The following is a 26,338-nucleotide window of genomic DNA, read 5'->3' on the forward strand; positions in this document are numbered from 1 at the left end:
CAGCATCACCATGCCGCACGCCGCGAAGGGCGATATCGCGGCGTCAGATTCCCTCAAGGCGCCCTTCACGGACCAAGCCCCCATCAGCTCCGCGTTTCCGCCACCCATCGCACCGGAATCGACGCGCACACATCATCACTGTGACCTTCAGGGACCTGGGCGCCGCGAACTCCACCCTCGTAAAGGCTCATACTGCCCCTTCAGGGCCTGCGAGGCCCTGAAGGGGCCCTTGGGGGAATCTCAGACCGTGAAGGGCACCTTCAGGGCATGCGCAGAGCCCCACCGCCTGCTGTGAGGGTGGTGAACGCGGCGTCCAGCGCCCCGAAGGTGACCTTCAGGGACCACAGCGCCTCACGCCGCCGCCACTGAACTCGTCGGGATCACCGCGATCCGCACGCGCGCACCACCGATAGCCCCGGGTTCTCAGACGCCCGTTGAGATCGCGGTCGCCACGCCCGGGGAACCGGGCGTGGCGACCGGGGTCAGCGTCGCGCCGCAGCCTTCGCCGGTTCGGCGGAGCGGCCGTCGGTTTCCTTGAGCCGCCTGAGCGCGGGGCTGTCCCGCTTGCCGATCTTGCGCCGGTAGATCGGCGTGCGGGGGTCCGGGAGCCAGGCCTGCACGGTGAACATCACCCGCAGGCCCGCCCGCACCAGCGCCGCGCCGACCGGGTGCGGATCGTCGAGCCGCATCACGTGCCGCACGTTCTCCGGTATCGCGGTGAGCATCATCGTGCGCGCCACCGGCTTCAGCGGGGCCGGGAACCAGCGGTCGCAGAACTGCTGGATGAACGCTTCGCTGACCGCGTGCCCGTTGTCGGTCTGGCGCCACGGGTGCTGGTCGTAGGCGTCGGCCGAGGCGGCCATCGCGTCGAAGTCGGCGGGGAAATCCGTCACCGGCACGCCGTTCTCGGCGGTCAGCAGCCCGCTGAGGTCGCGCGTCCAGTTGTGCAGGGCGATGCGCAGGTGTTCCGGGAAGCCGGGGAGCCCGACCAGCCGCTGCAGGCGGTGGAACACCAGCGCCAGCAGGCTCATCCCCTGGACGTAGTCGATGTTCTCGGTGAAGCTCCCCGGCGCCGATTTGGCCGCGCCCGCGTGGATGCCGTTCAGCCGCCGCATCGACCGCTTCACCTGGTCCGAATCGGCCGGATAGAGGTACCACGACCAGAAGAAGTACAGGCTGCCTTCGAACCGCTGCTGGGGGTGGTCGAGCGAGGCGCGGCCGCCGTCGACCAGCCCCTTGGCGCCGTGCGGTGGCATCGACACGTCCATGAAGCTCAGCGTGTAGCCGATGTTCAGCAGGAACTCGTTGAGCCGGTATTCCCCGAACAACCGCACGATCTCGTGGTACTGCGTGTGCGGATCGAGTTCGGCGAGTCGCCGGTCGAGCCATTTGTACCCGCGCATCGGTGCTCCTTGTCCTCGGCTGTCTGGCCGGAAACTACCAGCGCGGATATGCGCAGTTCGCCAAAGAAACCGGGCGGTGCCAAGGGGTCCGGCACGCGGCGGAGCAGGGCCGGGCATAGGGTCACCGGCATGGATCTCGACGAGCTGACCGCCCGGCTGCGCGCGTTCGCCGACGCGCGCGACTGGCACCAGTTCCACAACCCGAAGAACCTGGTGATGGCGTTGACCGGCGAGGCGGGTGAGCTGGCCGAGCTGTTCCAATGGCGCACCCCGGACGAGTCCGCCCGCATCATGACCGACCCGGACACCGCGGAACGCGTGCGCCACGAGATCGCCGATGTGCTGGCCTATCTCCTGCGCCTGGCGGACGTGCTCGACGTGGACGTCATCGCGGCGCTCGCCGCCAAGATCGAGGTGAACGAGGCGAAGTACCCGGTGCGTCTGGCCAAGGGCAGCGCACGCAAGTACGACGAGTTGGACTGAGGCTCAGTTCGCGCGCTCCTTGACGAGGTACACGGCACCGCGGACGGCCCCTGGCGCAGTGGTGGGCCGGTAGCCCGCCCGCTCGTACATCGCGATGTTGCGTGCACTTCGGACACCGGTGAAAAGCGAGTACCGGCGGGCTGCCGCGGGCGCCTCGCGTTCGGCGTGGGCGAGCAACCACCTGCCGAGGCCGCGGCCCGCCAGGTCGGGTGCCACCATCAGCCTGCCGATCTCCCACTCCTCGCCTTCGAGGGTGCCCCGCACCGCCGCGATCAACCGGGGACCCAGCCGCACGACCCAGGTCGACCAGGTCTTCGTCCACTCCCGCACGTCTTCGAGGCTTTCGTGCAGCGCTGGAATGTCGAGCGTGTCGTTCACCAATGCTTCCTGCATCCAGCAGCACCGCTGCAACACGAGCAGCTCCGCGCAGTCCTCCGGCGTGGCCAGGCTCAAGTGCGCGCCCGCGAACGGGCCCTTCTCATCGATTCCCACCTCCGACTGTCTACTCAGGAGTGTCCGGGACCGCAAGCGAACGTGACGCGCCCGCCGAGCAGCCTGCTCGGCGGCAGCCCGAACATGCCGTGGAACGCGTCGCTGAAATGCGACGGCGTGGCGAAACCCGCTTCCGTCGCCGCCGTGGTGAGGTCACTGCCCCCGGCGATCAGGTCCGCGGCCGTCAGCATCCTGGCCCACAGCCGGTAGCGCCGGAAGCTGGTGCCCGTCTCGTCCCGGAACAGGTGCCGGAACCGCGAGGTGGACAGGCCGCAGGCGGCCGCGAGCTCACCGGCCGACACCATGCGGTGCGCCTGTTTCCGGAGCACGGCGGCCGCGTCGCTGATCCGCGGATCGCCCGCGGTGGACGACATCGGCGCGGCGAGGTCCAGCCAGGCACCGAGGTCTCCGCCCGCTTCGGCCCGCGCGACCAGTTCCGCTTCGTCGCGATGATGCACGCGAACACCCGCATCGCCGCCGGTCATCCGCCACTCGCAGGCCGGCCGCCGCGTCGAACTGGGATCCAGGTAGCAGAAGAGCATGCGCTCCCCGGCCGCCACCAGCCGGTGCCGCACGCGCGGCGCGATGAGCGCGCTGCGCGCGAGCACCTCCGGATGCCCGTCGCGGTGCACGGTGAAGGAGCCGTCCAGGCCGACCGCCAGGCAGGCGACCGAACCGGAATGCGGGTCGAGCCGCAACGACGGTCCCGTGTAGACGGCATGGCCGGGTCGCAGCCACAACGTGGCATCGGCGTAGCCGTTTTCCGGAAGCGAGGATCCGTCCACACCGGACATCATCCCGTTGGTGGCCGGTACGGCCGGGAAAGGGGTGCGGGACGTGGTGATCACCGTGGCGGTGGCGGTGTTCTTCTTCGGCATGGGCGGTTACGCGCTGGTGGCGCCCGCGGCGCTGGTGAGGCCGTTCGGGCTCGGGGCGGCCACCGCCGACGCGCGCACGGAGATCCGCGCGGTGTACGGCGGGTTCGGGCTCGCGGTCGGGGGTCTGCTGGCCGCGGCGGCGGCCGACGCCGGGGGAATCCGCACGGGCGCGGTGGTCGCCGTCGCGGTGGCGCTCCTCGGGATGGCGGGTGGACGGCTGGTCGCGCGGTGCGTGGAGCGCCCGTCGGCCTTCTACCCGTCGTGGCTCTACTTCTGGGTCGAGACGGTCGCGGGTGTCCTGCTGCTCGTCGCGCGCTGACGGTCGAGCGCCAGGCTCGCGGCGCACGCCAGCACGAAAACCACGGCCTCGTAGCTCAGCAGGTGCGCGAATCCGGATACGTGACCGTCGCGAACGGCGCCCGAGTCACTCGTGGAAGCCGCTGAGTAGAACACCAGGCCGCCCAAGGTGAGCCCGATCGAGCCGGCGGCCTGTTGGACGGTCGTGAGCAACCCCGATGCCGAACCGGTCGCATCCGGTGGGACATGGGCCAGCGCACTCGTGAACGCCGTGGTGGTGAACACGCCGAAGCACGCTCCGCCCAGCGCCATGGGCACGGCCAGTTCCCACGGCCGCGCGTCGGCGCCGCGCGTGACCACGATGGCCGCGAGCACGAGCATCGACAACGCCAGTGTTCCGGTCGCCTTCACCAGGACCGCGCGCCCCAGCCGGGCGGTGAGCGGCGCCGACCAGCGCGACGCGGCGCCGGTGGCCGCGGCGAACGGGAGCTGGGTCAGCCCGGCGACCAGCGCGGAATGGCCGAACCCCGCCTGCAGGTACACCGAAAGGAAGAAGAAGAACGGCGGAACGCCCGCGAAGAAGGCCGCCACGGCCACCAGCCCCGCCCGAAAACCGGGATCGCGCAGCAGGACCAGTTTCAGCAGCGGCCACCGCCCACGGCGCTGCCTGGACAGCTGGTGCGCCACCAAGATCGCGAGTGCCACGGGCGCGGCGCAGATCATGGTGATCAGCCACCACGGCCACCCCGCGGAATGGCCCATCGCGAGCGGGTAGACGAGCAGGACCAGGCCGGCCACCGCCAGCACCGTGCCGATCGGGTCCAGGGTGGTCCGTTCGCGGTGCGGTGAGACGGGTAGCAGCCGCAGGCCCCACAGCGCCGCGATTCCGACGGGCAGGTTGATCGCGAACACCAGCCGCCAATCGAACCCTGGCATCCGCAGCTGGATGAGCAGCCCGCCGAGCACCGGGCCGGTCACGGTGGCGAGACCGATGGCCGATCCGTACGCGGCGAAGAGGCGGCCGCGCTGCTGGGCCGGGAAGGCGCGTTGGATGATCGAGAGGACCTGAGGGGCCATCACTCCGGCACCGAGCCCTTGCAACGCCCGCGCGCCGATCAGCCACGTGATGCTGAACGACAGTGCGCAGAGCGCCGAAGCCAGGGTGAACGTCGCCATGCCGATCGCGTACAGGCGGCGGTAACCGTACCTGTCACCGAGCCGTCCGGCCGCGATCAGCACGCACGCGAAGGTGAGCGTGTAGACCGAGGCCACCAGCTCGACGGATCCGGTGGACGCGTCGAGGCTCTGCCGGATGGCAGGAGAAGCGACGTTGACGATCGAGACGTCGAGGAACACCATGAACGTCGCGCTCAGCAGGGCGGCGGTGGTGGCCGCGCGGTTCGGCATCAGAGGTCTCCACCGTGCAGGACAGCGTCGTGGACGCGCAGGTAGGCGTCCTTGTCGTGGTAGCGACGAGCCAGGTTGTCGCCGTACTCGACCAGTCTGGCGTGCACGAGGCGCCTTGGTTCGTACTGCTGCTCGAGCAAGTGCTCCAGTTCGTTCCCGTCGCGCGCGCCGGCGAGGAGCGCGGCCAGTACCGTCGCGTCCTCCATGCTGTAGCTCATACCCTGCCCGGTCATCGGATGGCAGGCGAACGTGCTGCCGCCGAGCAGCGCCACGTTGCCCCGGTGGTACGGATCGGCGGTGAACGCCGATACCGGTACGCGCTCGAAGTCACCGACGTCGAGCGCGGCGATACCGTCTTCGTCGGTGACGAACGAAGCGAGTTTCCCGCGCAGGTCCACCGAGCGCCGGAGGAACACCGCCTCTTCGAGTTCGGTGGGCACCCCGACGAAGACCCTGGTCAGGTCGGCCGTCACCGAATAGAAGTAGGCCAGCCAGCCGTCGGAGCCGAAGTAGAGCTGACCGCGGGCCTTGGTACCGGGCACCGTGGTCATCCACAGGCCGTGGTCGTAGGTGATCGCATGGCGGCGCGGCCCGACCAGATCGCGCAGTGGTGTGCCCGATCCGCTGGCGTCGACGAAGGCCCGCGCGGTCAGCAGGGTGCCGTCGGACAGCCTGGCCCCGGTGACGGTCGGTCCCTCGGCGCGCACGTCCACCAGAGCGGTGTCGTACCGGATGTCCACGCCTGGCAACTCGGCGCACGCTTCGAGTATCGCGCGGACCGTCTCGGCGTAGGGGACGACGAGGTAGTACCCGAGTTCGGTGTGCTCGGCGAACTCGTAGGACAGCAGCGGCAGGCCGTCGTGGTGGAAGTCGATCGTGGTCCGCCGCAACGCACCCCTTGCCGTCAGCACGTCGAGCAACCCGTGCTCGGCGAGGATGCGCAGACCGCGGGGCTTGAGGAAGTCGGCCCCCTTCGTGGCGATGGCCGGTTTCGCCTCGGCCACGGTCACCCGCAGGCCCTGCCGTCCCAGCAGCAGGGCGAGCAGTGATCCGCTGACACCCGCGCCGAGGATGACGACGTCGACCTCGGATACCGGCGCGCGGCCGCTCACCGGAGGGCCGCGAGGTAGCGTCCGGGCGCGATGATCCCGTCCGGGTCGAAGAGATCCTTGAGACCGCCGAGCGCCAGGTCGTGGTAGTCCGCGGCGCGGGCGGTCAACTCGGAGTGCTGCTGATCGATGTTCGACCGGTAGACCGGGAAACCCGCGCGGGAAAAGGCATCCCTGGCCGCGGTGCGCAGCGCGTGGGCTCGTTCGATGGCGTCCGGTTCCCGGACGAACGGGATCTGCGTGACCATGTTGGTGGAGTGCTGGGAGACCACGTTGAACTCGAGCATGCTCGCCGTTCCGTGCCGCTCGGACTCGGCACGCATCAGGTCGACGGCTGCCACCAGGCTTTCCCGCCTCAGCGGCACGGTCGGCAGGAACATGAGCCATCCCACGGGTGCCTGATCCGCTTGCGCGCAGGTACGGACACGCAGGCCGGCGTGCAGCGCGTCGCAGGTCGGGATGCCGCGCGCGAACCGGGTTCGCGCGTACAGGGGGTCGTCTTCCGCGGTGGTCGCCGTGTCCAGCACACGCACGGACGCGGCGGTGCCGAGGTTCCGGAATTCCGCCAGGACACCGCGTTCGGCGTCCCGCACGGCGGCCAGCGAACCGAGCAGCGGCACCTGGATCGTCGCGGTGCCCGGGTCGGCGCCGGCCGGCACGGCGGCGGCGCCGCGATCCGGGACCACGAAGATCTCCTTGAGCCGCAGCATCCCGTGTTCGGCGACGCGCGACCTGCCGATCCGGACCAGAGCCGCGGTGCCCTCGTCGAGCGCGTCGATGGCCACGGTCGCATGGACCAGCGTGATCGCCTCCGGCCTCGGGATCAGGCTCACCGCCGCGGCTGTCACGATCCCGAGGTTGGACTGCTGGAAGACCCTGGTCAGATCGGGGCCCGCGACCCGGCCGGGACGACGGCCGCGCCGGTCGAGGCCCCCGGTCGTCAGCACCTCGCCGGTGCCCAGCACCACCTCGACACCCAGCAGGTCCTCGGTGCGCCCTCGAATCGTGCCGTCACCTCGTTCGAGCGTGTTGCCCACGATGCTGGCGTCGGCGCAGCCCGCGGTCACGTTCAGCATCCAGGGCGTGCCTTCCAGCAGCGCGGCCAGTTGCCGTTGGGTGACTCCGGGCTCGATCACGGCGTAACCGTCATCGAGGTCCAATGTGCGCACGGTGTTCATCCGGCTCAGGTCGAGCACGGCGCAGCCGTCGACCACCGGGGACCGGGACCCCATGCCCCAGTTGCGTCCGGTGCTCAGGGGGTACAGCGGCGCCTGTTCGGCTCGTGCGTCGAGCACGGCTTGCCTGACCTCGTCGGTACTGGCCGGGAACCGCGTATCCAGTGTCGCCCTCGGACGGTGCTCACCCAGATCCGGCCCGGGGCTCGCGGTCGCGAGGGTTTCTGCCCGTCGCGGTGCCGGGAGTTCGCCGTTTGGTAACATTTCTGCTTCTCCAAGCTCGAAAAGGAGAGCGCTGGCAAACAGCTGCCGCGCTCGTGTTCTGCCCCGGACAACAATTGGCCGACAAGCCACTAACGGTGACTGAACACAAGATTGCGAAAGAGTGCGGCGTACGACTCGACAACGAGTTTCCGCGCCATGAACAACGACTGAAGAATAATTGCACCAAGTTGGTGCGACATTCCCGGCGACAAATCCACGCTATGACGCCATGAGCGACATCCTTGATTTATCCGGCCTTATTGGCGCACTGAAGCTAACATTTTCGATTTTGCGGAACCAGACGCGAAGCACTTTCAGACCGCGGGCATTGGCCCTTCGGGCAGAGTTGCGTCCGTGCTCTTGTCAACGACCGGGTTTCCTTGCGCTCAAGCCGGGTTGAGCGGGCACGATGCCGTCACCGGACCGGGCAGCATCGCGGAGGCAACGAGTGCGCAGCGCCGACATCAGCAGACGCGGAGTGTTCCTCGGCGCGGCAGGGCTGGCGCTCGGCGGGTGCGGCGTTCCCGGCCCCACGCGAACCACCGTGCCGCAGCGGATCGTCGCGCTCGGCTACGGCAAGGACGCCGATGCCGCCGCGGCGCTCGGCGTCCCGCCGGTGGCGGTTCCGCGACCGAGCGAACTGTCCGAACTGGAGCCGTGGACCTCGCAGGCGCTCGCCGGTGCGCGGCCGGAGTTCCTCGACGTCGGAACCGGGTTGCCGTTCGAGAAGATCGCCGCGCTGCGACCGGACCTGATCACCGCCACCGGTCTCTACAGCCTGGAGGCGGGCTACGCCCAGCTTTCGCGGATCGCGCCGGTGCTGGCCTACACCGCGGGGCCGAACCTGGACCGGTGGCAGGACACCACGATGCGCACCGGAACGGCACTGAACCGGGTCGACGCCGCGAAGCGCGCGGTCGGCCGCGTGGAAGGGCTGGTGCGCACCGCCAAGGACCGGTTCCCCCGCCTCACCGGGAAGACCTTCACCTTCACCTCCTACGGCGACGGCACCCGGTTGTGGACGAAGAACGCGCGCGAGGACGTCATCGCGACCACGCTCGCCGGGTTCGGGCTCGCGCTGTCCCCCGCGGTCACCGCCCTGCCTTCTTCGGCCACCAAGGGGCTGTCCGCGATCAGCCTGGAACGGCTCGACGTGCTCGCCGCCGATGTCACGATGATGCTGTTCACTTCGCCGCAGCGCCGTGCCGCGTTCGAACAGAACCCCGCCTTCGCGCGGTTCGCCTCGGCCGGGTCGTACCTGCCGATCACCGTCACCGAAGGGCACGCGATGGCGTTCCCCAGCGCGCTGTCCGTCGAATGGCTCGCGACCGGGTTCGTCGGCAGGATCGCCGAGCTCCTCGGCTGATCCGCGCCAGTTGGCCCGTGGGGACGTACGGGCCCTTGGCGAGCACGCTGGCCAGTTCCTCGCCGGGCAGATCGGGGACCAGGTAGATCCCGCCGACGAGCGGGACCTGACGCCCGGCCACCAGGAGCAGTCCTCGCGCGATGAGGCCCGTCAGCCGGGCGCCGGGCACGGGCCGCAAGGGATCGACTTCGGCGGGCGGAGCCGTGTAGGTGACTGTGACGATGAACGTGCCGCGCATTCCGGCGTCCCCGAAGGCCCGGCGGGTCGTCGTTCCGCGAACCGGTCACCGGGACATCCGTTCACCAGCGTGAATCCGCGAACCCGTGGTGTAGAAAAGGTTTCGGTGACCTTCGACCCCGGGGTGGCGGCTGTGGAGCTTTCTCGACGAGCAATGCTGGGGACGACGGCGGCCGCGCTCACGGTCGCCGGGCCCGCTTCGGCGGAAGCGGCCGAAGCGCCATCCCCCGGTTTCGAAGCCACCGCGGACTACGCGATCGCCAAGCTGCGCGCGGTCGCGCCGGCGGTGACCGCGTTCCCGGTCGGCACGAAGTTCGAGAAGTGGACGTACTCCACCTCCGGTGACTGGGTCGGCGGGTTCTGGCCGGGATCGCTGCTGCTGGCCTGGCTCTACAGCGGAGACGAGCGGTTCAGGACCTACGGGCTCGACTCGGCCCGCAAGCTCGCGCCGCGCCAGCACGACACCGGGACCCACGACCTCGGGTTCCTGTTCACGCCGTCCTGGGTCACCGCGTGGCGGCTGACCGGCGACCCGTTCTGGCGCGACGGCGCGCTGCGGGCCGCGGACTCGCTCACCAAGCGGTACAACGCGAACGGCCACTTCATCCGGGCGTGGGGCGCGCTCGACAGCCAGAAGGACGCGGGCAGGGTCATCATGGACACGATGATGAACCTGGACCTGCTGGCGTTCGCGTCACAGCAGACCGGTGACCGCAGGTACCTCGACATCGCCGTCGAGCACGCCTCCACCACCCAGCGGCACTTCGTCCGCCCCGACGGGTCGACACCGCACGTGTTCGACTTCGACCCCGCCACCGGCGCGCCGATCGGGCCGGACACCGTGCAGGGCTACAGCCCGGCGTCGTGCTGGTCGCGCGGACAGGCGTGGGGGATCTACGGGTTCACCACGCTGCACCGCCGCACCGGCGATCCCGGTTTCCTGGCCACCGCGCGGAACCTGGCCGATTTCGCGCTGTCCTCGCTCACCGCGGACCACGTGCCGGTATGGGACTACCGCGCGCCGCAGGCGCCGGACGACGTCAAGGACGCCTCCGCTGGCGTGATCATGGCCTGCGGGCTGCTCGACCTCGCGAAGGCCACCCGTCAGCCGCGGTACGCCGACCGCGCGCGGCGCATCGTCGACGCGGTGTCCCGCACCTGCCTGACCACCCGATCGACGCGAGCCGAGGCCGTCGTGGCGCGGTGCACCCGCAACCGGCCCGGCGAGGACGGCGTCGAGATTTCGCTCCCCTACGCGGACTACTACCTGTTCGAAGCGCTCATGCGGATCCTGCGCCCGCGCGAGATCGCCGAGGCGCTCGACCTCTGAGCGCCTGTCGGCCCGTCGCGGCGGGCCGACAGGCAACGCCCTTATTCCTTGACGGCCAGTTCGCCCAGTTCCGACCAGTCCTGCTGGTCGACCGCGGTGCTGACGATGCGCGGGGTCTCGACCAGGTATGGCGGCAGTTCCGCCTGCGCGGTCTTGAAGTGGTCCGAGCCGACGTGCGCGGCGCCCGCGTCACCGTCGCGAAAGGCCTCGACCAGGACGTACTCGTTCGGGTCGTCGAGGCTGCGGGACCAGTCGTACCAAAGGCAGCCCGGTTCGGCGCGGGTCGCCTCGGTGAACGCGCGCGAGATCTCCGGCCAGTTCTCCGCGTGCTCCGGCTTGACCCGGAACTTGGCGGTGATGAAGATCATTTTCTCTCCTTCGTCCTAGGTTCGGCTTCCGTACGGCACGGGCTCGGGCAGCTTCGCGTCCACGCGGATGCGCCGTGCTCGCCGTTCGAGCGCCACTCGCAGGGTATCCGGGTCGCCGGCGCGCGGTCCCACCTCGGTCAGCGTGGCCGGCAACCCCAATCGGGTGGTGAACTCGCACCTCCGCGGCGGGCGGGCGACGATCTACCGCACGATGGCCCAGTACGGGATCAAGGCGCGGCGGCGGCTGCGTTCCGGACCGTCAGCCCCGCCATCCGACACGGGTGATCTCGTACTCGACTTCGCCCTCGCCGACGCCGGGAACCGGATCCTCCACCGGCCCGTGGCACGGGAACGCGCGGGCGAAGGTGAGCCCCACCGAGGCCATCGTCGCGCGCGAAGCGACGTTGACCGCCATCGTCTGGGCGAAGATCCGGCACAGCCCCATGTCCTCGAAGCCGTACCGGATCAGCTCGCGCGAACCCTCGCTGGCGTACCCCCGGCGCCAGTGCTCGCTCCGCAGCCGGTAGCCGAGTTCGGCTTCGCCGTCGACCTTCGGCTGGTCCGGGCCGTTGGGCGGCCTCAGCAGCCACCAGCCGACGAACTCGTCCCCGGTGAAGCCGACCCAGAGGCCGAGTCCCGGCAGTTCGTGCGCGGAGGACATCCGGCGGCGGTGGGCCTGTTCCACTTCGGTGCGCGAGGCCGCCCGTCCGGTGAGGTAGCGCATGACGGCGGGGTCGGCGTCCAGTTCGACCTCGAGTTCGAGGTGCTCGTCGGCCAGCGGCACCAGGCGCAGCCGCTCGGTGCGCAGGATCGGCTGGGACGGCGGATCCGCACGGGTGGCCGCCGCACTGGCACTGGCACTGGCACGCTCGCCCGCTGGCCGCACGCTGCTCCCCCTTCGGTCGGATGCCGAAGATAACGTCCTGCCGTCGTGGGCGAAACCGGTTTTCGCCCAGGACGGTGACGGGCGCCGTCAGCCGAACCGGCTCTCCGCAGCGGAATATCGGCTTCCCCCACGGAATAAGCTCGATCCGCCGGACTCATCCCCCGTGCACGGGAAAGGCCCCCGATTGAGCCGCGCCACCCCGCGAAACCATCCATTTTGGACACCGTTCGCGGAATCGTGCCGGTGGACCAGAGCCTCCCCTGCACCATTGCCCACCCCGTGACGGCTCGCGGGAAAGCGTCGAAGACATGGTCCAGACCATTCATGCGGTCGCACCGTAGAGACACCCATCGCCGCGCTGTGGCGTGATGGAGGCGGACCCGCTTGCCAGAGTCGCCTCGGGCTCGGGGTCCGTCCATCCCCGACCCCAGAGGAGCAGGCATGGTCATCAAACGGGTACTGGCGGGTCTGGCCGCGCTCATCGCGGGCGGCACGATGGCGGTCACGGCGGGCGGGCCCGCCGTCGCGTCGCAGGCTCCCGCGGTGAGCCCGTCCGCGTCGTTCATCGTCAGCGAGGCCCAGTTCAACCAGATGTTCCCCAACCGGAACGCCTTCTACACCTACAGCGGCCTCACCGCGGCGCTCGACGCCTATCCCGGTTTCACGAACACCGGCAGCGAAGAGGTGAAGAAGCAGGAGGCCGCGGCGTTCCTCGCCAACGTCAGCCACGAAACCGGCGGGCTGGTGTACATCGTGGAGCAGAACACCGGGAACTACCCGCACTACTGCGACGCGACCCAGCCCTACGGCTGCCCGGCCGGCACCGCCGCCTACTACGGCCGCGGCCCGATCCAGCTGAGCTGGAACTTCAACTACAAGGCCGCGGGTGACGCGCTGGGCATCGATCTGCTGCACAACCCCAACCTGGTGCAGAACGACGCCGCGGTCTCGTGGAAGACCGGCCTCTGGTACTGGAACACCCAGACCGGACCCGGCACCATGACCCCGCACGACGCCATGGTCAACCAGCGCGGCTTCGGCGAAACCATCCGCAGCATCAACGGTTCGATCGAGTGCAACGGCGGCAACCCCGGCCAGGTGCAGTCCAGGGTGGACCTCTACCAGAAGTTCACCTCGGTCCTCGGTGTCGGCCCCGGCGGCAACCTGAGCTGCTGAACGATCTCCGGCATCGCGAGGGCCGGCCGCTCCGGCGGCCGGCCCTCGTCAGCCGAGCACCGCCGTGCGCAGACCTGCCCTGCCGCGGATGCCGAGCTTCCGGTAGGCCCGTGACAGGTGCAGTTCCACGGTCCGCAGCGCGAGGAACAGCTTGCCGGCGATCTCCTTGTTGGAATAGCCCGCTCTCGCCAGCTTGGCGACCGCCGCCTCGCGGTCGGTCAGTGCCGGGCCGCGGGGCGGTTCGGCCAGCTTCCGGCATTCCGCGCGCGCACGGCGAGCCAGCGAGCGGTCCCCCACCTCCTCGGCCAACGACGTCGCCTGCCGCAGGAACCGCGCGGCCGTCACCGGTTCGTTCCGGCCGCGCAGCCGCGTTCCGAGTGCGCACAGGACCTTGACGTGCTCGGCTTTCGCCTGCGCCACTTCCAGAAGCTGCGCCGCCTCGCGGAGCAGCTCGACGTCCCGGTCCCGCCCGTCGACCACGGCCAGCACCGACAGCGCACATCCCATCGTGCGGGGTTCTCCCCAGCCCGCCGCGGCCCGGTACTCCTCCCGCGCGAGCCTGATCGCCAGTTCCGCCCGATCCGCGCGCAGCGCGCTCAGCGCGGCCAGGCCGCGCCAGGAAAGGACGGCAGGGTTCCGCACCCCGCCGGCCGCCAGCAACCGGCCGCTCGCGGTGAACTCGGCCAGTGCGGCCGGGAAATCGCCCCGTGCGTACGAGAGCGCGCCCCGCGCCACCCGCCATGCCGGCAGCCGCACCCCGTCGTCTCGCGTCACGGGGTCGAGTTCCTGTGCCGTCACCAGATCCGCGGCCGTTCGCACCTCGCCCCGCGCGAGCAGCACGCCGACCACCTCGGTGACCGCGAGCATCCGGACCGCCCGATCCGCGCCGGCGCCGGTCACGGTCGCCAGCAGGTCGAGCGCCGCGTCGAAGTCGCCGCGGTGGCGAGCGATCCGGCCGCGGACGACCGCGACCTCGTCGGCGATCCGCCCTCGCGCCGAGGGCTTACCCGCCACCCGCAAGGCGTGCGTCTCGGCGACCGCCAGCTCCCCCGCGCCGACCAGCGTCGTCAGCGCCCGCCACGCACAGGCGGAACTTTCCGCGCAGCAACCGCGTTCGAGCGCCCGCTCGGCAAGGCCGACCGCGTCGACCCAGCCCTCGCCCGCGTAGAACGAGGACATCGCGAGTGCAGCGGGGCACGCTACCGCCACTGTCCATTCCGGACGGGGAAAGTCCCGGTGCACCGTGGCGGCCGGCGGGTCGTGCGCAGGAATCGCCGGGACGCCCACCGGAGCCATCGCCGTCACCGCCATCGCTATTCCGATTAGTGGTCTAGACCGCTCCGGATCAGCCTAGGTGGTTCGTGAACAAAATTCCATCGTTTCCCCGCACCGGACAGTAATTGTCATCGCCTGATCACGGCAGCGGAACGGGAATCGCGGCCAGCTCACCCCGCCCGCTGATACCGAGCTTGCGGTACACGCTCGACAGGTGGAATTCGACCGTCCTCAGTGTCACCGACTGCCGCTCGGCGATTTCCCGGTTTCCCTGCCCCGCCCGCGCCAAGGCGGCGATACGGCGCTCCTGACGCGTCAGCGCGGCACCTGGCCGCGTCACGCGCGCCGCGGCGGATCGCGCCATGGCCGCCCACCGCCGGAATCCCGCTTCCTCGGCGGCCAGCGCGGTTTCTTCCAGCAGTTCACCCGCCTCCGCGCCGGCACCCGAGGCGAGCGCGAGATCGTACCGCGCGCCGAACAGGTCACCGGAGACCTGGCCGTTCGCGAGCAGTTCGGCCGCGTGCCGGAGCGCCTGCGCGTCACCACCCGAAACGACGGCCACCGCGTACGCCGCGATTCCGTTCGCACGGGCGGTGCCCCATCTTCGCGCCGCGACGAGTTCCTGGCGCGCCAGCGCACCGGCCAACCCGTGCCTGCCGAGCGAATGCGCGCTCAGCGCCGCGCGTGAACGCCACGGTGCCACCGCGGGATTCACCACGCCCCGCGCGACGAATTCACGGCCTGCCGCCAGGAAGTCCTCGCAGGCGGCGCCCCAGTCCCCGTTCGCGAACCGCAACGCGCCGCGCGCCGCGACCAGTTCCGGTTCCCCCTCCACCTGGCCGTCGTAGTCCTGGCTCACCAGGAGGTCCTGCGCACCGTCCAGTTCGCCGAGATCCACCAGCGCGGCGAGCCGCCACGCGGTCGCCACCGCGCGCGAAGACGGTGCGACACCGCGGTCCATCGCGTCGCCCAGCAGTGCCGACGCACCGGCCGGATCACCGCGCAACCACGCCAGCCGTCCGTCCAGGAGCGCGAAAGCGCCCGCCCAGCGCCCCGTCGCGCATGATCGCGCGCGATCGCAGTGCCGGGCCGCCTCGTCCACTTCGCCGGCGTAGCCGAGCACGAGCACCGCGGACCACACCGAACCGGGATCGCGCGAAGACGTGAGCACCCGCCGCGCACCCGCGATGGCCGCGGCCCGGTCCATGCCGTGGTTGGCGATGCGGACGGCGTCCAGTGGCGCGCCCGGCCCTGGCAGGTGAACCGCGTCGATCGAGGTGCCACCCATCGCGCACGACACCTCCGTTCCGCGACGTCATCGCCACCCGCACCGGTGATCCGGAGCGGATACGGATGACTGCGGACTGTAAGAACGGGCGCTGACGCTTGTCAACACACCCGGGGATCACCGGGACACCCGTCCACCACGACTGCCCGAATCTCCCAGCGGGTGACCGAAACTCCCAACTGGTCGCGCAGTGTGTTCATCGTGGCTGGTTTCGGTCACTCATCGGGAGGTGGCAAGATGCGTGACCCGGGCCGCCTCGCGTGGCCCGCGTCGCACGCCGACAGGGAAGGTCTTCTTGAGCGCGCACACCACCCAGATGGACGATCTCCGGCTCGTGGCGCAGCCCAGCGCAGTGCCGTGCGCCGAGCTGTTCGTCCGCGTGATCCTCGCCGACTGGTCGCTCCTGCCGATGCTGGACCAGGTCACCTCCGCGACCGGCCGCCTCGTCGGCGCCGTCGTCGACGAAGGAACTCCGTCCGCACCGGCTTTCCTCACCGTCCGGCTCCGGTTGAGAGAGGACGCGCTGGTGATCGAAGTCGACGACGATCTCCCCGATCCCGCGCCGCCCCGATCCCGGCGCGGTGAGCGGATCGGCGTCGTGCCGAACCCCGCGGGCGGCAGGACGACGTGGTGCGAACTGCCGCTGCCCGGCGGGCTCAATGCCGGCGAGGTGCGCCTTCCCCACCGGAAGGAACGCCGCACCCTGGTGGACGAACCGGTGACCGGTGAGCCGGTCGCCGCGGACCCCGCGGTGCTCGAACGGTTGCTGGACCGCATGGGCAACTGGTCCGGCTGAGCGCGGCGCCCGCGGTCGCGTGCCAGGAAGGGATCCTGACCCGCTGCCGCACGAGCGCCCGTTCGTTGTGGACGCTCCCGGAACCGGATCCGTGCGCCGGCAAGAGGGTTTCGACGGCACGGCCCCGGTCGTGCTGGTCGTGCCGGGCCCGGTTCCCCTGGAACTCCCGGTACCGCCGCCCTCGTCGACCGTGCCCGCACAGGACGAAGTGGACGCCGACCGGGTCGCGGTGTGGGCGTTCTCCGGTGGCGGGCTGCTGGCGAGGCAGTGGCTGGCGGAATCACCGGAGTGGTTGCGCTGCCTCGGACTGACCTATCCCGTGCTGGCCACGGAGGCGGGTGAGCCGGTGCCCCAGCCGCACGGCGGGCTTCCGATCGTGCTCACCAGGGCAGGTCTGGAACACCCGCACTACCAGTCCTTTGTGGACGAGATCGCCGGAGCCGCCCCGGTGCACCGCGCTGATCGACGGCCGCCACCCGGCGGCGACGCGCCAGGAGCCCGCGGTGAGGATGACGTCGTCCTGCCCCCAGCTCGGCCACCGCGGGTCGCCGGAACGACCGCCGCGGCGGGTCCGTTACGGGTTCACCGCGACGGCCACGACTCGGCCGCGACCAGCGTCGTGATGGCTTCCTGGTGCGGGAACAGGAAGAAGTGGTCCCCGTCGAACCCGTGCAGGCTCAGCCGGTGGGTGGTCTCGTGCGCCCACCCCTGCACCCGTTCGTACTCCACGTGCGGGTCCGCGTGGCCGTACAGCGCGTGGATCGGCAGGGCCAGCGGCGGCTCTTCGCGGTACTCGTACTGCTCCGCCATGCCGAAGTCCGCCTGGAGCGCGGGATAGAGCAACTCCATGATCTCCCGGTGTTCGAGCAGTTCGGCCGGTGTGCCGTTGTAACCGCGCAGCGCTTCGATGAACTCGTCGTGCGGCAGGCCGTGCAGGTGCCGCTTCACTTCGCGGGTCCGCGGTCCTTCGGCACCGGAAGCCCACAGGACCTGCGGCAGCGGAAGACCACGTCGCCGCAACTCGCGTGTGGTCTCGAAGGCGACGAGCGAGCCGAGGCTGTGGCCGAAGAACGCGAACGGCTTGTCGGTCAGCTTGGCGATCGCGTCGGCGAGGTGCGAGACGAGTTCGGCCATGCTGGTCACGGGCGGGTCGGCGAGGCGGGGACCGCGGGCGGGCAGCATCACGGCCCACACCTCGGTGTCCGGGGCCAACGCCGATCGCCACAGCTTGAACGCGGGACCGTTGCCGCCTGCGAACGGGAAGCAGAACAGCCGTGTGGTCCCGGGGGCGACCGGCGGCTGCAACCAGGGATCGGTGGTCAAGTGTCGGCCTCTCTTCAGTCGGCGCGGGTGGTCAGCAGGTCTCGAACGCGGGCAGCGCCGCGTTCACCGCCTCAGCCACCACCTTCGCGTGGTCCGGCTCCACGATGCCGTAGTGCGTGGTGTCGAGTGTGGTCACGGTGCCGGGAAGAAGTCCTCGCCACGGCTCCGGCCCGGTCACCGGTACCGGTAGCCCGGTCGCGGGCCTGCCCGCGAGCCACACCGCGGCCGCGGTGTGCCGCAGCACGGGCGGGCGGTAGTCCGCCATGGTGGCCAGGTTGGCCCGGCAGCAGCGGGCCAGCCGCTTCGCGTACGCCTCGGTCGCCTCGCCCTGGCTCAGTTCGTTGGCGAACACCGCCTCCAATTCCTCCTCGCCGTAGGCGGCGAGCTGCGGCCCGGTGTCCGGTGCGGGCGGATCGAGCAGGTACAGCCCGTCGACCGCGGTGCCGTCCGCGTCAAGGCCCGCCGCCATCTCGATCGCGACCCAGGCGCCGAACGACCAGCCACCGAGCCGCCAGTCCCAGTCGCCGCGCGGGAACCGCGCTTCGAGCGCCGCCAGGTAGCGGCGCGCCCGCTCCCGGATCGACCATGTCGGCTGGCCCGGCCGCCGGAACGCCGGGTCGGCGATGAGGCACACGGTCAGCCGCGGATCGAGCGCCGACACGAGCGCGCGGTAGGCCTGGATGTCGCCGCCGACCGGGTGCAGCAGGCACAGCAGGTCCCGGCCGGTGCCCTCCTGCCAGACCTCGACCGCCACCGCGTCCCCGGACGGCTCCTCCCCCAGCAACGCGAGCACCTCGGCCAGGCTGACCCGGTGGCTCAGCTGGGAAAGGTCCAGCTCGATCCCGTGCTGCGCCTTGACCTCCGAGATCAGGTCCAGCAGCGTCAGCGAATCGGCGCCGAGGTCGTACAGGGACGCGTCGGGGTCGAGGTCGTCGACGCCGAGCCAGCCGCGCAGGCTGGCCGCGAGCCGTCCCGACGACGATTCGGCGTTGTCCTTGGCCGCGGTGGCCGGTGCCGCGTAGAACTCGCGGGCGCGGGCGAGTGCCGTGGTCGACACCAGCAGTTGCGGCAGGTCCAGCGACAGCGCGCGCTCGAACACCCGCCGCCCCTCCGCGACGGTGAGACCGACCGCGAGGTGAGCCTGGTGCCGGGCGCCGGGGTACGGGGTGTCCCGCGCCATGCCCGCCTCGGCCCAGATTTCCCAGTCGACGACCAGCCGTGCCGTGGTTTCCGCCTCGGCTGCCCGGTAGCGGGCGAACCCGTCGAGCAGCCCGTTCGACGCGGCGTAGTCGAGTTGCCCGGCGCCGCCGTACCACGCCGACATCGACGAGCAGTACACCGCGAACGCGGGCTGGAACCGCGCGATGACCTGTTCCACCAGTAGCGCACCGCGTTCCTTCGCCGCCATGGCGCGGCGCATGCGTACCGGGTCGCGGTTCGCGAGCACGTCGCCCTCGGCCACCTCGGCGGCGTGCACCACGCCGTCGACGCGGTCCAATTCGGACAGGACCTCGTCGAGCGCGACCGCACCGAGATCGGCTTCCAGCAGGTCGACGCGATCGGCCCACGGAGCCAGCTCGGCCGGCAGCCCGGCCCGGCGGGCGAGCAGGACCACCCGGCAGTCGGAGCGCGCCAGCAACCAGGCCGCGACGCTCGCGCCGATGCCGCCGCTACCGCCCAGAACCAGGTGCACGCCTTGGTGCGCGGGCGAATCCCCCGAAGGCGGGGCGACGGGGACGAGCGCCGGATGCCACCAGTAACCCTGCCGCAACGCGAGCCTGCGCGGCAGTTCGGGTTCGCACAGCAACGCCGGCAGGAGCGGTACCCACGCGGCCGGATCACCGCTCGGCAGGTCAAGCCAGTGGCTGTCGGCGCCGCCTTCCTGCGACGCCACTTCGGTGATCCCGGCGAGCAGGCCGAGTTCCGGGCGCCGCACCGGCCCTTCGACGGGCTGCGCCTGCTGCGAAAGCCACCACGTCCGCAAGGTCCGGCCGGTACCCGCGGCGCGCAGGACGGCGGCCGGGGTGTCGACGCAGGCCCAGCGCGCGCGAGCCACCGTGTCCTCCCCGACCGCGCCGTCGACGGACAACGGGAGGGCGTGCACCCACTGGACGACGTCCGCGCCGAGCGCGTCGAACAGCAGCCGCAGCGAATCCGGGTCCGCCGGGTCGACCTGGTACCGGTCGTCCCCGAGGTCGGCGAAGGAATCCGCGGCGGTCACCTGGACGACCCCCGTGCCGAGATCCGGGATCGGTTCGGCCGTCATGACCACGACGGTGCCCTCGACCTCGGCGCGCGCGGGTGTGGCTCGCCGCAACCGCACCCAGTGCGGCTGGTGCAGCCACTCGGCTTCCGGCACCCGCGACGGCCACTCGCTGACGACCGGCCGCGGGGCCACCCGGTCGAAGTCGTAGTCGGCGAGGTCGAACGCGGGCGGTGGGAAGTCCCACGGCGCCTGCGCCGGGCCGTCCGGCCAGCGGACCGTCGCGCCGCCCAGCCACCGGACGACGAGTGCTCCGGTCCGGTGTTCGCCGGCCAGCAGGGTTTCCTCCGTCGGCGTCACCTCGACCCCGGCCACCTTGCGCAGCCACGCGGCCGCGGATGCCGCGCCTGCGTGCACGGCCGCGACGCGCCACCGTCTCGCCGGGCGGCCGGCTTGCAGGTGCCGGAGCACCTGGTCGAACGCCTCCGGCCGCGCTTCCAGGTAGTCCGCGATGCGGGCGGCGTCGGCGCGCAGGCCCGCCGCGCTGGCGCTGGACAGCATCAGGCACGGCGCGGTGGCGACCGGCCCCGTCGTCCGCTCGCATTCGTCCAGCACCACGTGCGCGTTGGTGCCGCCGACGCCGAAGCTGCTCACCGCGGCGACGCGCGGCCGGTCGTCCGGCCACCGCTCCGCCTTGGCGGGAACGAAGAACGGTGCCGCGTCGCCGATCTTCGGGTTCAGCTCGTGGAAGTCCACGGTCGGCGGGATCAGCCCGTGGTGGACGGCCAGCGCCGCCCGCACGAGCCCGACCACACCGGCGGCCGTGCCGAGGTGCCCGATCTGGCTCTTCACCGACGACAGCGCGCACCGGCCGCGCTCGGTGACCCCGAAGGCTTCCCGCAGCGCGCCGACCTCCACCGGGTCGCCCAGCTCGGTCCCGGTGCCGTGTGCCTCGACGTAACCGATGTCGGCTCCGGTGTGCCCGCTGCGCCGCAGGGCCGCGCGAATCACCTCGCGCTGCCCCGCCAGCGAGGGCGCGCTGTAGCTGAGCTTGCCGTCACCGTCGTTGTTGAGCGCGGAACCGCTGATCACCGCGTAGACGGCGTCACCGTCGCGGCGCGCCAGCCGCAGCGGCTTCAACACCACCGTGCCGACCCCGCTGGCGCCGACGGTGCCGCTGGCGTCGTCGCTGAACGGGCGGCAGTGACCGTCCTTCGAGAAGATGTGCTGCGGCCGGTACCGGTACCCGCTGCTCAACCCGGTGTCGATCTGCACGCCACCGGCCAGCATCACCTCGCAGTCCCCCGCACGCAGCATGCCGGCGGCGACGTGGATCGCCACCAGCGAGCTGGCGCACGCGGCCTGCACGGTGAGCGCGGGGCCGCGCAGCCCGAGGTAGTAGGCGACCTTGGTGGCCAGGAAGTCCTTCTCGTGGTGGAACGCGAACTGGAAGCTGTGCGGGAGCCCAGCGGGATCGGCTTCCCGCAGCATCGACTGGAAGTAGGTGTTCTCGCTGCAGCTCGCGACCAGCCCGACGCTCCGCGGGGCCGGATCGGCGATACCCGCGTGGGCCAGCGCCTCCACGGAGTTCATCAACAGGTGCCGCTGCTGCGGGTCCATCAGCGCGGCGTCGCGCCTGCTGATGCCGAACGCGGCCGGGTCGAAGGCCAGCAGGCCCCGCATCTGGCTGCGCGCGCCGACCAGGCCGTCCTCGGCGTCGAAGTGCTCGATGCCGCGCCCGCCCCCTTCGGCCATGGCCCAGAACGCCCCGAGATCATCCGCGCCGGGCAGGCGCACCGCCATGCCGACCACGGCGATCGGCTCGTCGGGCGCGCTCTCGGCGACCGCCACCCGCTCCGCCGGGGTTTGCCCGTCGAGGAACCTGGCCAGGCGGCGGACCGTCACGTGCTCGAACAAGTCCGGAATGGACAGTGGGAGCCCGAGTTCGGCGGTGCAGCGGAGGTGGAAGCGCATCAGGCCGAGGCTCGACGCGCCCGCGTCGAAGAACCGCTGGTCCGGCCCGATGGGCTGGCCGACGACCTCCTCGAACACCGTGGCGAGCTGTGCTTCCCTCGGCGACAGTGCGGTACTCGCCGCTCGCCCCGATCGCAGGTCCAGCCCCGGTGCCGCGAGCGCCCGGCGCCGGTCCACCTTCCCGCTCGGCGTGCGCGGCAGTGCGTCGAGCACGCGGAACCGGTCGATCCTGGCGTACGCCGGGAGCAACCCGCTGAGATGGCGCGACAGCTCGTCGGCCGACGGAAGATCCCCGTGGCAGCGAAGGCACGCGACGAGCTGGTCGCCGTCGCGGACGACCACCGCACCCGCCACCGACTCGTGCGCGAGCAACGCGGCTTCGACCTGGCCCAGCTCCAGCCGGTAGCCGCTCAGCTTGACCTGCTCGTCGTTCCTGCCGAGGAAGTGCAGCAGGCCACCGGAATCGAAGCGGGCCAGATCGCCACTGCGGAAGAAGTGCCCGAGGCCGGGCAGCTCCACGAACCGCGCCCGGTTCAGCTCGGTGTCACCGAGGTAGCACGGCGACACGTGCGGCCCGCCGATGAGCAGTTCGCCGCTCCGGCCAGGTGGCAGGATCTCGCCTGCTTCGTCGACGACGCGCAGCAGCGTGTTGTCGACCGGCTTCCCGATCGCCGGGCGGTCCGGCCAGTCCGCCGGATCGCCGTCGAGGCGCAGGCCGCTGACCACGTGCGTCTCGGTCGGCCCGTAGTGGTTCACCAGGCTGGCGCCGGGCAGGCCCGCGAACCAGCGGCGGATCGCGCCGGTGCACAGGAGCTGCTCGCCTGCCGTGACGACCTCGCGCAGCCGTGACGGATGGATCCCGAGCCGAACGCCGTGCTCGGCCAGAAGCTGCAACGCGACGCAGGGCAGGTGGATCCGTTCGATCCCGGCCGCCTCCAGGTGCGCGAGCAGGGCGGGTGCGTCGTGCCGCCACCCCGGCTCGGCGAGGTGCAGCGTGCCGCCGGTGCACAGCGTGCCGAAGATCTCCTGGAACGACACGTCGAACGAGAGCATCGAGAACTGCTGCGTCGCGGCGGCCGTCCTGCCCTCGGTTTCGAGTTGCCAGTGCAGCAGGTTGCAGAGCAGGCCGTCGGTGACCACGACGCCCTTGGGCGTGCCGGTGGAACCCGAGGTGAACAGCGTGTAGAGCGGGCGTTCGCCTTGGTGCGGCGGCGGTTCCGGTGCGCGCGCCGCCGACAGGGTCACCGGGTGCCGGGGCAGCTCCGCCGGTGCGAACTCGTCGAACGCCGCTTCGGAGCCCGGTGCGAGCAGAACGGTGCACGGGTCCGCCTGGTCCAGGACCTGCCGCAGCAGCGTCGCCGGGTAGGACGGGTCGAGCGGCACGATCGTGAGGTTGAGCCGTGCCAGCGCGAGCAGTGCCACGACATGTTCGACCGAGGCTTCGAAGTAGAGCGCGACGGACGGCCCAGTGGCGGTGCCGAGTTCCGCGGCCAGCGCGTTCGCCTGCGCGTCGAGTTGGGCGTAGCTCAGCGTGCGCCCGCCGACGGCCAGCGCGGGCGCGTCCGGTGTGCGCCGGACCTGGCGGGTGAAACCGCCGGCGATCGTGGTGAACGCGGGCGTCGAAACGGCACCGCGACCCGGATCGGGCAGCGCGCGCCGGTAGGGCGCCACCAGCTCGGCGAGCGTCGCCCCATCGTGGCCGAGTTCGTCGAGGCCGCGCCGGAACAGGTCGGCCATGGCCTCGACCTCGGCGGCGTCGAACCGGTCCGCCGCGAACTCCCACAGGCAGTCCAGCCCGTCCGGACGGTCCACAACGGACATCGTCATCGCGCACTTCGCCTCGTCCTGCACCGTCCATTCCGGACGGACCGTGCAGCCGGGCAGGGTCAGCGCCTCGAAGTCGGTGTTCTCCAGCACGAACAGGTAGTCGAACAACCCACCGTCGGCGGGCAGCGCCAGGTGCGCCAGTGCGACGTCCTGGCGGTCCAGCACGGCACCCGTGTCGGCCGCGTGCCGCCGCAGCAGAGCGCGCAGGCCCTCCCCCGGCACGACCTCCAGCGGGACCAGCACGGTGTTGGCGAACATGCCGACGCTGTCTTCGAACTCCTGCACCGGGCGGTTCGCGACCGGGCTCGCGATGCGCGGGCGGGTGCGGCCGGTGACGCCGTAGACGCTCCACGCGAAGACGCCGAGCAGGAGCTGGAACCGGGTGAGACCCAGCTCCGCACCGAGGCGGTCCGCGGTCGCGCGCTGCCCGGCATCCAGTTTCGTGCACAGCAGGCGCGCCGGCGCACGGGAGCCGGAACGGGCCGAGACGAGATCGTCGCGCTGGTCGTAGTGCGCCTGCAGCTCGGCGCGCTGGGCCTGGTACGCCGGGTTCGCGAACCAGTCTTCCTGCCAGGCCGCGAAGTCCAGCGGTGTCCTGGTTTCCGCACCGTCCACAGTGCCCTCACCGGACAGGTACTCCTCGGAAATCGCGCGCAGCAGCAAGGACACCGACCAGCCGTCGACCGCGATGTGGTGCAGCCGGAGCCGGAGCACGCCGTCGTCCCACCGCGCGCGAAGCTGCCGTGGCCGCGCGAGGTCGAACGGCCCGGTCACCGGATCCCACGGGTCGTACGGGTCAGCCACCAGCTGGTACAGGCCGTCCGCTCGCGCTTCGAACGCGGTGCGCAGCGCCGGATACCGCACCACGAGGCGTCGCACCGCGTGCCGCAATGCCTCGGCGTCCACCGCGCCCGTCACCCGGAAGGCGAGGTCGACGTCGTAGGCACGGGAGTCCGGAGCCTGCTGCTGCAGGAGCCACAGCCGCTGCTGCTCCGAGGTCGCGAGCGCGCTGCGCACCCCGGACGGCGCACCGGCGGGCGGATACGGGCTTCGCGCGCCCGCTTCGACGGCCGCGGCGAGCGCCGCGAAGTCGTCGCGCAGCACCGCCGCCTGCGCCAGCTCGCAACCCCAGCGCCGCCGCACCTCGAACCGCAGCCGCAGCGCCTTGAGCGAATCCCCGCCGCTGGGCACCCACCGGTCGCCAGGCCGCAGCCCGGAGACCCCGAGCACCGCGCCGGCCAGGTCGAGCAGCGCGCGCTCGCGTTCCGTGGCGATCCGGTCGTCGCCGCGGTGCTCCGCGCGCCACGCGGGCAGCTCGCGTGCCAGCAAAGCGGGCTCGTCGACCTTGCCGTTCACCGTCAGCGGCAGCTCGCCGACGAGGTGGATCCGGTGCGGGCGGAGGTAACCGGGCAGGGTCCGCGTGAGGTGGCGGTCGAACTCCGGGAAGCCGATCTCCGCGCCGAGCACGAGATAGGCGACCAGTTCGTGCACGCCGCCGGTCCGGTGCGCGCACACGTGCGCCAGCCTGACCGCGGGATGCCGCAGGAGCTGCCGCTCGACCTCGCCCGGTTCGACCCGGAAACCGCGCACCTTGACCTGGCGGTCGGCCCTGCCGACGAACTCGACCAGCCCGTCGGCGCCCGCGCGCACGAGATCGCCGGTGCGGTAGTAGCGGTCGCCGTCGTACCGGACGAACCGGCTCGCGGTCTCCTCCGGCAGGTTCCGGTACCCGGCGGCGAGGCCGTCGCCACCGAGGTACAGCTCGGCGACCTCACCGGGTTCCGCTGCCCGCTCGCCGTCGACCACCAGCCGCATCGTCGTACCGGGCAGCGGCCGTCCGATCGGCACCACGTCGCCGTCGAACCCGCGCGGAATGGGGTGGAAGAAGGCGTAGGTCGTGGATTCCGTCGGCCCGTAGACGTTGTGGAGCCGCATCGCGCTGCCGGGGTTGTCGCGGTACCACCGCGACATCGCCCCCGCGTCGAGCTGCTCGCCGCCGACGACCATCTGCTTCGCGCCGGCGAAGCAGTGCGGCACCCGGTCGACCACCGCGTTGAACAGGGCCGTCGTCATCCACACGGTGTCGACGCGTTCGCGGAGCAGCACCTCCGCGAGCAGCTCGGGGGTCTGCACCACGTCCTCGTCGAGGATCACGCAGCGAGCCCCGGTCAGCAGCGGCACCCACACCTCGAAGCTGATCGCGTCGAAGGCCGGATTGGACAGGCACGAGAACCGCTCGCCGCGTTCGAGAAAGCCCGGTCTCGCGAGCCGGAGGATTCCGTCGCCGGTCACCTCGACGCCCTTCGGCCGTCCGGTGGTTCCCGAGGTGTAGAAGACGAACGCGACCGGCGCGCTCGCGAACTCCGGAACGCTCCCGGGTACCGCCAGTTCCTCGACGCGGAACGGTTTCACGCTGTCCGGCAGCTCGTCCGGGGTGGCGCCGTCGTGGATCAGCGCCACGCTCCCGGAATCCGCGAGGATGTGGTCCCGCCGCTCGGGCGGGCTCTGCGTGTCGAGCGGCACCACGGTCGCGCCGAGCCGCAGGACGCCGAGCATCGCGCACACGAGATCCGCGGAGCGCGGCACCCTGACCGCGACCGCGGCACCGGGCCGCACGCCGCGCTCGTGCAGTCCCGTCGCGACACGCGCGCTGGCGACGTCGAGTTCGGTGTAGGTCAGGACGCGGTCGCCGTCCACGATCGCGACCGCCTCCGGCGTGCGACGGGCCTGGGTGAGCACCTGGCGTGCCAGGGAAGCCACCATCAAGACTCCAGCCTTTCC

18 protein-coding genes are annotated in these 26,338 nt (G+C 71.3%); 6 read left to right on the top strand and 12 right to left on the bottom strand.

Features of this window, described 5'->3' with window-relative positions; genetic code table 11:
• Positions 1-482: 482 nt before the first annotated feature.
• On the bottom strand, positions 483-1,403 hold the full coding sequence (locus ABD256_RS01480; RefSeq protein WP_344412468.1) for a hypothetical protein: 921 nt from the start codon (positions 1,401-1,403) through the stop codon (positions 483-485).
• Between the two features lie 129 nt (positions 1,404-1,532).
• On the opposite strand from ABD256_RS01480, the gene ABD256_RS01485 reads away from it, so the two are divergent.
• The gene (locus ABD256_RS01485) at positions 1,533-1,886 is read left to right on the top strand and encodes a nucleotide pyrophosphohydrolase (RefSeq protein WP_344412470.1); all 354 of its coding nucleotides are present in this window, start codon (positions 1,533-1,535) and stop codon (positions 1,884-1,886) included.
• Between the two features lie 3 nt (positions 1,887-1,889).
• Here ABD256_RS01485 and ABD256_RS01490 read toward each other — a convergent pair whose 3' ends face one another.
• Both ABD256_RS01490 and ABD256_RS01495 read right to left on the bottom strand, forming a co-directional pair.
• On the bottom strand, positions 1,890-2,378 hold the full coding sequence (locus tag ABD256_RS01490) for a GNAT family N-acetyltransferase (RefSeq protein ID WP_344412472.1): 489 nt from the start codon (positions 2,376-2,378) through the stop codon (positions 1,890-1,892).
• 14 nt (positions 2,379-2,392) lie between these two features.
• A complete protein-coding gene (locus ABD256_RS01495; RefSeq protein ID WP_344412474.1) occupies positions 2,393-3,163 on the bottom strand; it encodes a helix-turn-helix domain-containing protein in 771 nt (256 codons plus the stop codon).
• A gap of 19 nt (positions 3,164-3,182) precedes the next feature.
• Between ABD256_RS01495 and ABD256_RS01500 the strand changes: the two genes are divergently transcribed.
• Positions 3,183-3,575: a DUF4345 family protein gene (locus tag ABD256_RS01500; protein WP_344412476.1), complete on the top strand. Its 393-nt coding sequence runs from the start codon at positions 3,183-3,185 to the stop codon at positions 3,573-3,575.
• Here the strand turns inward: ABD256_RS01500 and ABD256_RS01505 are convergent.
• From ABD256_RS01505 to ABD256_RS01515, 3 genes are read right to left on the bottom strand one after another with little or no spacing between them, the layout of a single operon-like run.
• On the bottom strand, positions 3,524-4,960 hold the full coding sequence (locus ABD256_RS01505) for an MFS transporter (protein WP_344412478.1): 1,437 nt from the start codon (positions 4,958-4,960) through the stop codon (positions 3,524-3,526). The genes ABD256_RS01500 and ABD256_RS01505 overlap by 52 nt on opposite strands.
• The gene (locus tag ABD256_RS01510; protein WP_344412480.1) at positions 4,960-6,072 is read right to left on the bottom strand and encodes an FAD-dependent monooxygenase; all 1,113 of its coding nucleotides are present in this window, start codon (positions 6,070-6,072) and stop codon (positions 4,960-4,962) included. Before ABD256_RS01510 ends, ABD256_RS01505 begins: the two co-directional genes overlap by 1 nt.
• Entirely contained in the window at positions 6,069-7,508 is a 1,440-nt protein-coding gene (locus ABD256_RS01515; protein ID WP_344412482.1) for an FAD-binding oxidoreductase, read from the bottom strand. Before ABD256_RS01515 ends, ABD256_RS01510 begins: the two co-directional genes overlap by 4 nt.
• Positions 7,509-7,956: 448 nt before the next feature.
• Between ABD256_RS01515 and ABD256_RS01520 the strand changes: the two genes are divergently transcribed.
• Positions 7,957-8,874 carry an ABC transporter substrate-binding protein gene (locus ABD256_RS01520; RefSeq protein WP_344412484.1) on the top strand — a complete coding sequence of 306 codons (918 nt, stop codon included), beginning with the start codon at positions 7,957-7,959 and terminating at the stop codon, positions 8,872-8,874.
• Between the two features lie 370 nt (positions 8,875-9,244).
• Positions 9,245-10,441 carry a glycoside hydrolase family 88 protein gene (locus tag ABD256_RS01525; protein ID WP_344412672.1) on the top strand — a complete coding sequence of 399 codons (1,197 nt, stop codon included), beginning with the start codon at positions 9,245-9,247 and terminating at the stop codon, positions 10,439-10,441.
• 41 nt (positions 10,442-10,482) lie between these two features.
• Here the strand turns inward: ABD256_RS01525 and ABD256_RS01530 are convergent, their stop codons facing one another.
• Both ABD256_RS01530 and ABD256_RS01535 read right to left on the bottom strand, forming a co-directional pair.
• Entirely contained in the window at positions 10,483-10,809 is a 327-nt protein-coding gene (locus ABD256_RS01530) for a putative quinol monooxygenase (protein WP_344412486.1), read from the bottom strand.
• 259 nt (positions 10,810-11,068) lie between these two features.
• Complete coding sequence (locus tag ABD256_RS01535) at positions 11,069-11,695, bottom strand: GNAT family N-acetyltransferase (protein WP_344412488.1); 627 nt, start codon at positions 11,693-11,695, stop codon at positions 11,069-11,071.
• 441 nt (positions 11,696-12,136) lie between these two features.
• Between ABD256_RS01535 and ABD256_RS01540 the strand changes: the two genes are divergently transcribed.
• On the top strand, positions 12,137-12,871 hold the full coding sequence (locus tag ABD256_RS01540; protein ID WP_344412491.1) for a chitinase: 735 nt from the start codon (positions 12,137-12,139) through the stop codon (positions 12,869-12,871).
• A 48-nt stretch (positions 12,872-12,919) separates the two neighbouring features.
• Here the strand turns inward: ABD256_RS01540 and ABD256_RS01545 are convergent, their stop codons facing one another.
• Positions 12,920-14,050, bottom strand: coding sequence for a LuxR C-terminal-related transcriptional regulator (locus ABD256_RS01545; RefSeq protein WP_344412493.1), 1,131 nt, complete (start codon positions 14,048-14,050; stop codon positions 12,920-12,922).
• 235 nt (positions 14,051-14,285) lie between these two features.
• A complete protein-coding gene (locus ABD256_RS01550; protein WP_344412495.1) occupies positions 14,286-15,434 on the bottom strand; it encodes a helix-turn-helix transcriptional regulator in 1,149 nt (382 codons plus the stop codon).
• Between the two features lie 295 nt (positions 15,435-15,729).
• Here ABD256_RS01550 and ABD256_RS01555 point away from each other — a divergent pair, with 295 nt between their 5' ends.
• On the top strand, positions 15,730-16,230 hold the full coding sequence (locus ABD256_RS01555; protein WP_344412497.1) for an ATP-binding protein: 501 nt from the start codon (positions 15,730-15,732) through the stop codon (positions 16,228-16,230).
• Between the two features lie 582 nt (positions 16,231-16,812).
• Here ABD256_RS01555 and ABD256_RS01560 read toward each other — a convergent pair.
• Positions 16,813-17,553, bottom strand: a complete 741-nt coding sequence (locus tag ABD256_RS01560) for a thioesterase II family protein (protein ID WP_344412500.1) — start codon at positions 17,551-17,553, stop codon at positions 16,813-16,815.
• A 31-nt stretch (positions 17,554-17,584) separates the two neighbouring features.
• Positions 17,585-26,320 (bottom strand): amino acid adenylation domain-containing protein, encoded by an 8,736-nt coding sequence (locus tag ABD256_RS01565; protein WP_344412502.1) that lies wholly within the window; start codon positions 26,318-26,320, stop codon positions 17,585-17,587.
• Between the last annotated feature and the right edge of the window lie 18 nt (positions 26,321-26,338).

The organism is Amycolatopsis minnesotensis (assembly GCF_039529815.1).
Classification (GTDB): Bacteria; Actinomycetota; Actinomycetes; order Mycobacteriales; family Pseudonocardiaceae; genus Amycolatopsis; species Amycolatopsis minnesotensis.

Coding starts and splice junctions, on each gene's coding strand:
- ABD256_RS01480 (WP_344412468.1), bottom strand. CDS start 1,403: ATGCGCGGGTACAAATGGCTCGACCGGCGACTCGCCGAACTCGATCCG.
- ABD256_RS01550 (WP_344412495.1), bottom strand. CDS start 15,434: ATGGGTGGCACCTCGATCGACGCGGTTCACCTGCCAGGGCCGGGCGCG.
- ABD256_RS01515 (WP_344412482.1), bottom strand. CDS start 7,508: ATGTTACCAAACGGCGAACTCCCGGCACCGCGACGGGCAGAAACCCTC.
- ABD256_RS01530 (WP_344412486.1), bottom strand. CDS start 10,809: ATGATCTTCATCACCGCCAAGTTCCGGGTCAAGCCGGAGCACGCGGAG.
- ABD256_RS01565 (WP_344412502.1), bottom strand. CDS start 26,320: ATGGTGGCTTCCCTGGCACGCCAGGTGCTCACCCAGGCCCGTCGCACG.
- ABD256_RS01545 (WP_344412493.1), bottom strand. CDS start 14,050: ATGTCCTCGTTCTACGCGGGCGAGGGCTGGGTCGACGCGGTCGGCCTT.
- ABD256_RS01505 (WP_344412478.1), bottom strand. CDS start 4,960: ATGCCGAACCGCGCGGCCACCACCGCCGCCCTGCTGAGCGCGACGTTC.
- ABD256_RS01540 (WP_344412491.1), top strand. CDS start 12,137: ATGGTCATCAAACGGGTACTGGCGGGTCTGGCCGCGCTCATCGCGGGC.
- ABD256_RS01485 (WP_344412470.1), top strand. CDS start 1,533: ATGGATCTCGACGAGCTGACCGCCCGGCTGCGCGCGTTCGCCGACGCG.